At 69.7% G+C, this 8091-nt stretch carries 7 protein-coding genes; 4 read left to right on the forward strand and 3 right to left on the reverse strand.

Annotation, left to right across the window (positions count from 1 at the left end; all coding sequences use genetic code 11):
- The 3 genes from VFL28_03170 to VFL28_03180 all read right to left on the reverse strand — a co-directional run.
- Positions 1 to 1003: MASE1 domain-containing protein (locus VFL28_03170; GenBank protein ID HET7263644.1), on the reverse strand; the 1003-nt coding region annotated here is incomplete at its 3' end.
- Positions 1004 to 1164: 161 nt separating this feature from the next.
- Positions 1165 to 1797 (reverse strand): GAF domain-containing protein, encoded by a 633-nt coding sequence (locus tag VFL28_03175; GenBank protein ID HET7263645.1) that lies wholly within the window; start codon positions 1795 to 1797, stop codon positions 1165 to 1167.
- A 1-nt stretch (position 1798) separates the two neighbouring features.
- Positions 1799 to 3661 (reverse strand): GspE/PulE family protein, encoded by a 1863-nt coding sequence (locus VFL28_03180; GenBank protein HET7263646.1) that lies wholly within the window; start codon positions 3659 to 3661, stop codon positions 1799 to 1801.
- Positions 3662 to 4010: 349 nt separating this feature from the next.
- Between VFL28_03180 and VFL28_03185 the strand changes: the two genes are divergently transcribed.
- From VFL28_03185 to VFL28_03200, 4 genes are all read left to right on the forward strand, one after another.
- Entirely contained in the window at positions 4011 to 5876 is a 1866-nt protein-coding gene (locus tag VFL28_03185; protein HET7263647.1) for a peptidoglycan DD-metalloendopeptidase family protein, read from the forward strand.
- Between the two features lie 44 nt (positions 5877 to 5920).
- Positions 5921 to 6313: a cupin domain-containing protein gene (locus VFL28_03190; GenBank protein ID HET7263648.1), complete on the forward strand. Its 393-nt coding sequence runs from the start codon at positions 5921 to 5923 to the stop codon at positions 6311 to 6313.
- Positions 6314 to 6317: 4 nt separating this feature from the next.
- Positions 6318 to 7352, forward strand: coding sequence for a tRNA lysidine(34) synthetase TilS (tilS, locus tag VFL28_03195; protein ID HET7263649.1), 1035 nt, complete (start codon positions 6318 to 6320; stop codon positions 7350 to 7352).
- Between the two features lie 142 nt (positions 7353 to 7494).
- Positions 7495 to 8091, forward strand: a 597-nt coding sequence (locus VFL28_03200; protein HET7263650.1) for an ATP-dependent metallopeptidase FtsH/Yme1/Tma family protein, incomplete at its 3' end; no start/stop codon positions are given.

Consider the following 8091-nt stretch of genomic DNA (forward strand, 5'->3'; position numbering starts at 1 on the left):
CCTGTGCGAGCGCCGCCCGCTGATCCGGGTCCGAGGCGAGGTCGAGGCCGAGGGTCGACGCGCCGGCGCGGCCGGGCTCGACGAAGTAGACTGGGAAGTATTCGCCCCGCGCCGAAACGGGCAGATCCCGTCCCCCGGATGCGCGCGAATGGACCCTGAAGGCGGCGATGCCGTCCCGCTGAGCGGCGCGCTCGTACACGCCCAGCTGCGACGCGGGAATCCGCGGAATCCACTCCAGCGCCGCGATTCCGGAATTGCGCGAGAGCGCTCCGTCGGCGAAGGCGCGGAACCCGCCGCGGTCCACGGTTCCCGACCCCGCGTAGAAGTTTGCGATGGAATAGAGGACGCCGATGTCGCCGTCCATGCGCGTCCGGAGCGCCTCGGCGAAGGCGGCGGAACGCTGCTCGAAGTCGAACCGGACCGACGCCCGGTCCCACGCCGCCGCCTTGGGGAACACCACCATAGACAGAACCAGCGCGGCGAGCAGCGGCAGGCCGACGGAAACCCGCCGGGCGCGCCACACCGGACGCGGCTGCCCGGCGCAGACCAGGACCAGCGGCGTCACTACCATGACGGCGATCGAGGCCGCCACCCATCGCGTCCAGGTGTTGAAGAGAAGGAGGGACCACGGCTCGGTCCCGGCGACCGTCGCCGTGGCCGCGCTCCAGACCGCCCCGATGACGCACGCCACCGGTCCGCCGAGAATGAGGAACTTGGCGACGTCGCCGGCCTCGTCGAGCGCCTTGGGAAAGCCGACGAACCGCCGGATCAGCCCCGCCCCGGCTGCGGCCTGCAGGACGGCTCCGGCGGCCATGCCGGTCGCGACGCCGGCCGATTGAAGGAGCGCGCCGTTTGGCGACGTACCGAAGGAGGCGAAGAACGCGCCGATCAGGATGCCGGGCCACACCTGGTAGCCGAAAAGCAGCAGCCCCGCGAGGGCGATGCCGGCCGGAGGCCACACCGCCGCTGAAAAGTCCGGCGGGGTCGCCGACAGCAGGCTCAAGCGCGCCGCAGCGTAGTATGCGAACGCGAGGCCGAGCGCCCGGATTACGTCGGCAACCGACGGGGCGTCTCCCAGCGGCTCCCGTGCTACACTTCGCGTTCCCGGGTTTGAGTGCAGGACGTGACTCATGACCGTTACGCCCCCCCGCGACGTCCGGATCCTTATGCCGGCCGGAGTACCACACCCTCGACGGTCGGCCGAGGCCGCGGCGCCCCGAACGGGCGCGCAGGCGTCACGGTTACGTTCGGGATCGCGGCGGCCGCCTGCAGCGCGAAGGTCCGCATGAGCTCCTCTTCCGAGGCCGAGCAGACGTGCGAGGCGTCGTAGTAGTAGGCGACCGCTCCAATCACCTGGCCCGCCCGGCTGATCGGCCACGCGCAGACCGAGCAAAGGCCCTCTCGTTCGATCCTGCGGCGAACCACGTTGGCCCGCGGCAGCTCGCGGACGTCGGGGATAAGCGACGGCGTCAACGTCGGGATCTCCGTTCGCTTTTGCATGTCCAGGCACGTGAGCTCCGGGCAGTGCAGCAGGTGGACCCACGGGTTGACGTCCGCCGGCGTGACGAGCGCACCCAGGTACTTGTCGGACAGGTTGTGGGACCAGGGACACGTCACAGCGCCGGTCGCCGAGCGAAGGAATACCGCGGCGCTCCGCGCCTCGGTCAGCGTGAGGAGCGCCCGGCCGATGGCCGCGGCGCCGGATTCCATCGAGACCGCGCCGGCAAGGATCTCGCCGGTCATGTTCATGCTCGCCTGCCGTTCAACATCGTTTACGAGGTTCCAGCTCGCAGCCATCTTACGCTCCTCCTTCGGCCATGAAGGCCACCCGCAGCAGTTCCTCGACCGTGGTCACGCCTTCGAGCGCCTTCTGTACTCCGTCTTGACGTAGAAGCCGCATGCCGTCTTGCTGCGCCGCCGCGCGGAGCTGGTCCGCGGAAGCGCCGGTGAGCATCAGCGCGCGCAGGCGGTCGTTCATCACCATGAGCTCGAACGTGCCCGTTCGTCCGCGGTATCCGGTGCCGCGGCAGAAGTCGCATCCCCGGCCGCGGTACAGCTGCAGCGAGCCGTGCTGCGCCGGATCCAGCCCCAGCCGGCGGAGCGAGTCCGAGGGCGGCGTGTACGCTTCCTTACAGTGCGGACAGATGACGCGGACAAGCCGCTGGGCCAGCACGCCGTTCAGCGAGGCCGTCACGAGAAACGGCTCGACGCCCATGTCCGCGAGCCGCGTGGCCGCCCCCGGCGCGTCGTTCGTGTGCAGCGTGGTGAGCACGAGATGGCCGGTCATCGAAGCCTGCACCGCGATCTGCGCGGTCTCGCGGTCCCGGATCTCGCCGATCAGCACGATGTCCGGGTCCTGACGAAGAATGCTGCGCAGGCCCGTGGCGAACGTGACGCCGGCCCGGGGGTTGACCTGTACCTGGTTGACCCGGGGCATCCGATACTCGACCGGATCCTCGATGCTCACGATGTTGCGCTCGGACGTGTTGATGCGCTCGACCGACGTGTAGAGCGTTGTCGTCTTGCCGCTGCCGGTCGGCCCGGTGACGATGACCATCCCGTAGGGCCTGCCGATCAGGCCCTCCCAGGTTCCCTGCAGTTCGGCGGGAAGGCCGATCTCGTTGAGCGCGACGCGCGCGCGCGACTGGTCGAGAACACGGATCACGATCTTCTCGCCGAGCACCGTCGCCAGCGTGCTGACGCGAAGGTCGTACTTCTTGCCCTCGAGGCGCAGGTGAATGTGGCCGTCCTGCGGCTGCCGGCGCTCTGCGATGTCGAGGTTGGCGAGGATCTTTACCCGGGAGATCAGCGCGGCCTGGATCTGCTTCGGTGCCGCGGTGATGTCCTGGAGCAGGCCGTCGATGCGAAATCGCACCTGCACGTCGTGCGGGCGGGGTTCGATGTGGATGTCGCTCGCGCCGGCGCGGATCGCCTGGTCGATCAGTTGATTGACCACCCGCACGATCGGCGCCTCTTCCACCATCGAGCGGAGCCGCTCGATCGTGATATCCTCCGCCGCCGACTCTTCGATGAGTTCCGCTTCGGGGGCCGGCGAGGTCTTGAGCAGGGCTTCTACGCCGGCGGCCACGTCGTGAAACCGGGTCTGCGCCCGCGCGATGTCGTCGGGGCTGGCGATGATAATGTCGACGTCGAGCCCGGTGACGAGGCGGATGTCGTCGATCGCGACGACGTTCGCGGGATCCGGCATCGCGACGACGATGCGGTCCGCCGCGCGCTCCACGGGCATCACGCCGTGGCGCTGCATGATCTGCGCGGGGATCAGGCGAACCGCGTCGGGATCGATCCTCTCGTTCAGCAGTTCGACGTAGGGGAGGTCCCACTGCTCGGCGATCGTGCGGGCGAGTTCCCGCTCGCTGACGGCGCCCATCTCAACGAGGATGCGCCCGAGCTGGCCGCCGTTCTCGTGCTGGATCCCAAGCGCCTGCGTCAGCTGTTCCTGCGTGATCGCCCGCCGAACCAGCAGGGCGTCGCCGATCGGTCCGATGCGAAGCTGTGCCGTCTTGCCGTTGCGCATCGCCGCCGACGCCGCCGATTTGTGACCCGCGCCGTTGATGGACGATACCGGCAACGGCATCAACGAATTGACAAGAGGCCGCTGACCGTTCGTCGGTGGGTTCTGGGTGGTAAGCGCCTGGTTCACGATGTCTGCTCCCCTCTCGCCGCTAAGTGGGCCCATCGTATCCAGACCAGCCTCACCCAGCGAGAGGACAGGCCCCTCTTGTAGCCAAGGTGCTAGGCCCTCTCTGTGCACAAATTTCATCGCGGTTTCAGAGAATGTCCCGGCAAGAGCGATGGCGAATTTACGGAAACTGTTGCCGCGCGCAAGACAACAAGCCCTAGGATCGCCGACGCGACTCTAGTGTCGTCTTGTCTTGAGTAGGTCTGCCGAGCGTGAAGAGGGCGTGCAGAGGGCTGGGAACAGCGGGTGACCCGCCGGCGTTGTTTCCCATGGCGTTAGTTCGAGGCTTGCGTCTTCGAGGTCGACTACGGTGAACCGAATTCCGCCGTCTCCCGGCGGCGTCCTCAGCCGGACCGCGGCCATTGCGCTGATCGCGAGCGCACTGCCGATCGTCGGCACCACGTGGCCCGCGGCTGTCGAGCGCGCCGGTACGTCCACGACCGCCGTGAGCGCCGCCTGGCAGATGCCGTCCGTCATCGTGCCGGTTGGCGGGCAGGTTGCGGGTACGGTTGTCAAAGTAATCGCCGCCGAACGCCGCCGCGTCGGCGCCGGCGCGGTTCTCGTCGAGCTCGATCCGGCCAGGTACCGCGCCGCGCTCGCGCAGGCGCGCGCCAGCGCGTCATCGCTGGCGGACCGGGTCGAAGCCGCGCAGGCCGGGGTCGCCGCACGCCGGGGTCAGGCCGCCGCGGGTGTGACGGCCGCGGTCGGCAGCGTATCGATGGTGCCGTCGCTTCCGGTCCCGCCGCCCGCGCCTCCCCCAACGCCCGACGCCGGGACTACCGCGCGGCTCGCTCAAGCCCAGCGGCAAATTGTCGCCGCCCGGGCAGAGGTCGTGCGCGACGCGGAAGCTGAGGCCGCGTCCGCGCGCCAGACCGTCGAGCGCGACCGTACTCTGCTCGCGCAGGGCGTCATTGCGGCGCAGCAACTCGACAGCGACACCGCCGCGTACAACGCGGCGGTGAGCCAAGCGGCCGCGGCAGGGGCTGACCTCCGCGCCGCGCAGGCGGGCACGAGTACGGGGAGCGTTGCGGAGGCAGAGGCCGCGATCGCGACGGCGCAGCGCCATTTGGGCGCGGTCCAGGCGGAGGCGGACGCCGCGACGCGGACGGTCGATCGCGATACGGCGCTGGCCGCTCAGGGCGCGCTGGCCGCCGGCCAGGTTGCGGCCGATTCGGTGACGCGGGATGCGGCACGGGCGCGAGTCCAAGCGGCGACCGCCGAATTGCATCGGGCGCAGGCCGCGCTCACGGTGGCGCAGGCAGAAGCCGCGGCGGCGGAGGCCGCGCGCCGGCAGGCGGACATTCTGCGGCGGGCACAGGCCGCGCGTGCGCAGCACGCCGCGCACACTCAAGCGCTCGCGCGGCGGGCCGCGTCGACCATCGCCGCGGCGGCGCAGAGCGCCCAGGCGCTCGCGGGCCTCGAGATGGAAGCCGTGAAGGCGGATGTCGCGGTGCGCCGCGCCGAGGCCGATCTCGCCGCCACCGTTGTTCGTGCCCCGGCCGATGGGTGGGTCGTTCGGGCAGTCGTCGGACCGGGAGCCTCTGTCCGGCAGGGTCAATGCGTGGTCATGTTTGCCGTCGATGCGCGGCAGGACAACAAAGGCGCCCCTCCGGCGCGTTTCGAGGCGAAGGCGCCCGTCGCGCCCGAATCGCCGGGCGCCGATTCGACGCAACTTGCGCAAATCGCGGAGCGCGAACGCCGGGTCCTCGCGGAACTGAGCGCGGAGGCGGCACGAATTTCATCGATCAGCACGAGCGCGCTCAACCGGACGAGCGGCGCCGGTCCGACGCTGCTGAACGGCGGGATGCCGTGGCCGGTTGTTGGCCCGATCACGTCCGGCTACGGATGGCGGATCCATCCGATTTTCGACACGCCGGAGTTTCATACGGGCGTGGACATCGCGGCATCGATGGGCACGGCGGTCGACGCGCCCGCGTCCGGCACCGTTATCTTTACCGGCTCGCTCCCGGCCAACGGTACGCTCGTGATCCTGGACCACGGCCACGGCATCACGACGACGTACTCTCATCTCTCGTCGTATCATGTCTACGTCGGCGAACACGTGCGGCGCGGCCAGGTCATCGCCCTCGTCGGCAGCACCGGCTGGAGCACCGGCCCGCATCTGTTCTTCGAGATCCGGAGGAACGGACGTCCGATCAATCCGCTTGGCCAATAGCCGCCGCCGGGCGCGCTGAGCCGCCGTGGGGAGCGAGGTGGGGGATGGGCCGTGACTGGTTCCACAACCTCCGGGAGGGCGGCATTCCCCGCGCTCTGGCGAAAGGCATTCACGCACGGGTGTTTCCCGGCACCCACTTGATGCTGTCCGTCGTCGAGATCGAGCCGTGGTCGGAGTCGCCCGTGCACGCACATCCCAACGAACAGTGGGGCGTCTGCCTCGAGGGCGAATGGATTCGCATTCAGGACGGCGTCGAGTATCCCGTCAAGGCCGGAGATTTTTGGGAGACGCCGCCCGGGGTCCCGCACGGCGGACGGGCGCTGGCGAGCCGCTGCGTGGTCCTCGACGTGTTCGCGCCGCCGCGGGACGAGTATCGCCGCGCCGGCGCGGGGTACGGCGACGCCGAGGGGCGGGGTCCGGCGCCGCGCGAGGCGTAAAGCGATGGCGCGGGACCCGTTCGAGACGCGTGTCCGTGAAACGATCCGGACGCGCGCGATGCTCGCGGGCGGCGAGCGCCTCGTCGTCGCGGTGTCGGGCGGACCGGATTCGACGGCGCTGCTCTCCGTGTTGGGGGCGCTGCGCGAAGAGCTTCGCCTCGATCTGCACGTGGCCCATCTCGACCACGGTCTGCGTCCCGACGCTCCGGGGGACGCCGCGGCCGTCGCCCGAATGGCGGAAGCGCTGGGTTGTCCGTACCACGAGGCGAGGGAGGACGTGGCGGCGGCCGCCGCGCGCGCGCGGCGCTCGATCGAGGATGCGGGTCGAGAGGCACGCTACCGGTTCCTGGCCGCCGTCGCCCGAGAGATCGCCGCCCAGGTCATCGCGACCGGGCACACGCGCGACGACCAGGCGGAGACCGTGCTGATGCGGCTCCTGCGGGGGAGCGGCCCGCGCGGCCTGGCCGGCATTCCGCCGGTCCGCCCGCACGAGGGGCTCCGGGTCATTCGACCGCTGATCGACGCGCCGCGCGACGAGATCGCCGGCTATCTCGCGCGGCGGCGGCTCGATGCCCGTGAAGATTCGTCCAACCGGGACCCGGCGATGCTGCGAAACCGCGTGCGCCTTGTCCTTTTGCCGATCCTCGAGGGGTATAACCCAGATGTGCGGCGCGCGTTGGCGCGGCTCGCCGAGGTGGTGCGCGACGACGCGGACGCGCTTGACGCGCTGAGCGCGCCCCAAGTCGATGCGGTGTTGCGCGGGACCACCGGCTCGGTTCACATCGCCGTCGCGGCGTTCGGCCGGCTCCCGGTCGCGCTGCAGCGGCGCGCGCTGCGCGAGGCGATCCGGCGGGTGCGCGGGAACGGCGCCCAGATCGCGTTCGTTCATATAGAAGAGGCCCGTGTGGGCGTTCTCGGCGGCCGGCCCGGCGCGGCCTGGCAGGCGCCCGGCGGCGTCCGGATTTTTCGCCGCCGCGACACGATCGAGGTGACGGTGGAGCCGGAAACCGGCGACGGCGCCCCGTGCGAACGCGGCTAAAGGTGGTCAAGGTCGGCCCAATGCCGGGATACTACGTACAGTGAGGCGAACGGCGTGTGCTATAATTTGCTGAAGTCGCGGCACGCCCAGGCTTCCGGGGACATCGCTCCGGCGGGCCGGCTTCCGCGCGGAGGTCGGCGCGGTGTTCAATAAGTACGTACGCAATCTATTGGTCTGGGCCCTCATTCTGGTGGTCGTGCTGTATCTCGTGTTGCCGCTGTACCACCAGCGCGCCCCCCGCGAGGAAATCTCGTACAGTGAGTTCATCGATAAGGCCCGCAGCGGCCAGGTCGCGCAGGTCACCGTCAGCGAAGAAAGCGTGTCCGGTCAGCTGAAAGACGGGCGGTCGTTCCGCACCTACATTCCGTCCGGCGACGCATCCTACATCGACCTGCTCCAGTCCAAGGGCGTCACGATCACCGTCGAGCCGCGGTCGCGTTCGTCGATGTGGCCGAACCTGCTCACGACGATGCTGCCGTTCATCGTGCTCGTGGGGCTGTGGATGCTGATGCTGCGTCAGGCCCAGTCGGGATCGAACCAGGCGATGTCGTTCGGCAAGAGTCGCGCCCGGTTGCACACCGAGGCCAAGACGCGGGTCACCTTCGACGACGTGGCGGGGGTGGACGAGGCGAAGGAGGAGCTCGAGGAGATTATCGAGTTCCTGCGCCATCCGAAGAAGTTCCAGGCGCTCGGCGCGAAGATTCCGCGCGGCGTGCTGCTTGTCGGCCCGCCGGGCAGC

The sequence above is a fragment of the bacterium genome (assembly GCA_035691305.1).
Lineage (GTDB): Bacteria > Sysuimicrobiota > Sysuimicrobiia > Sysuimicrobiales > Segetimicrobiaceae > DASSJF01.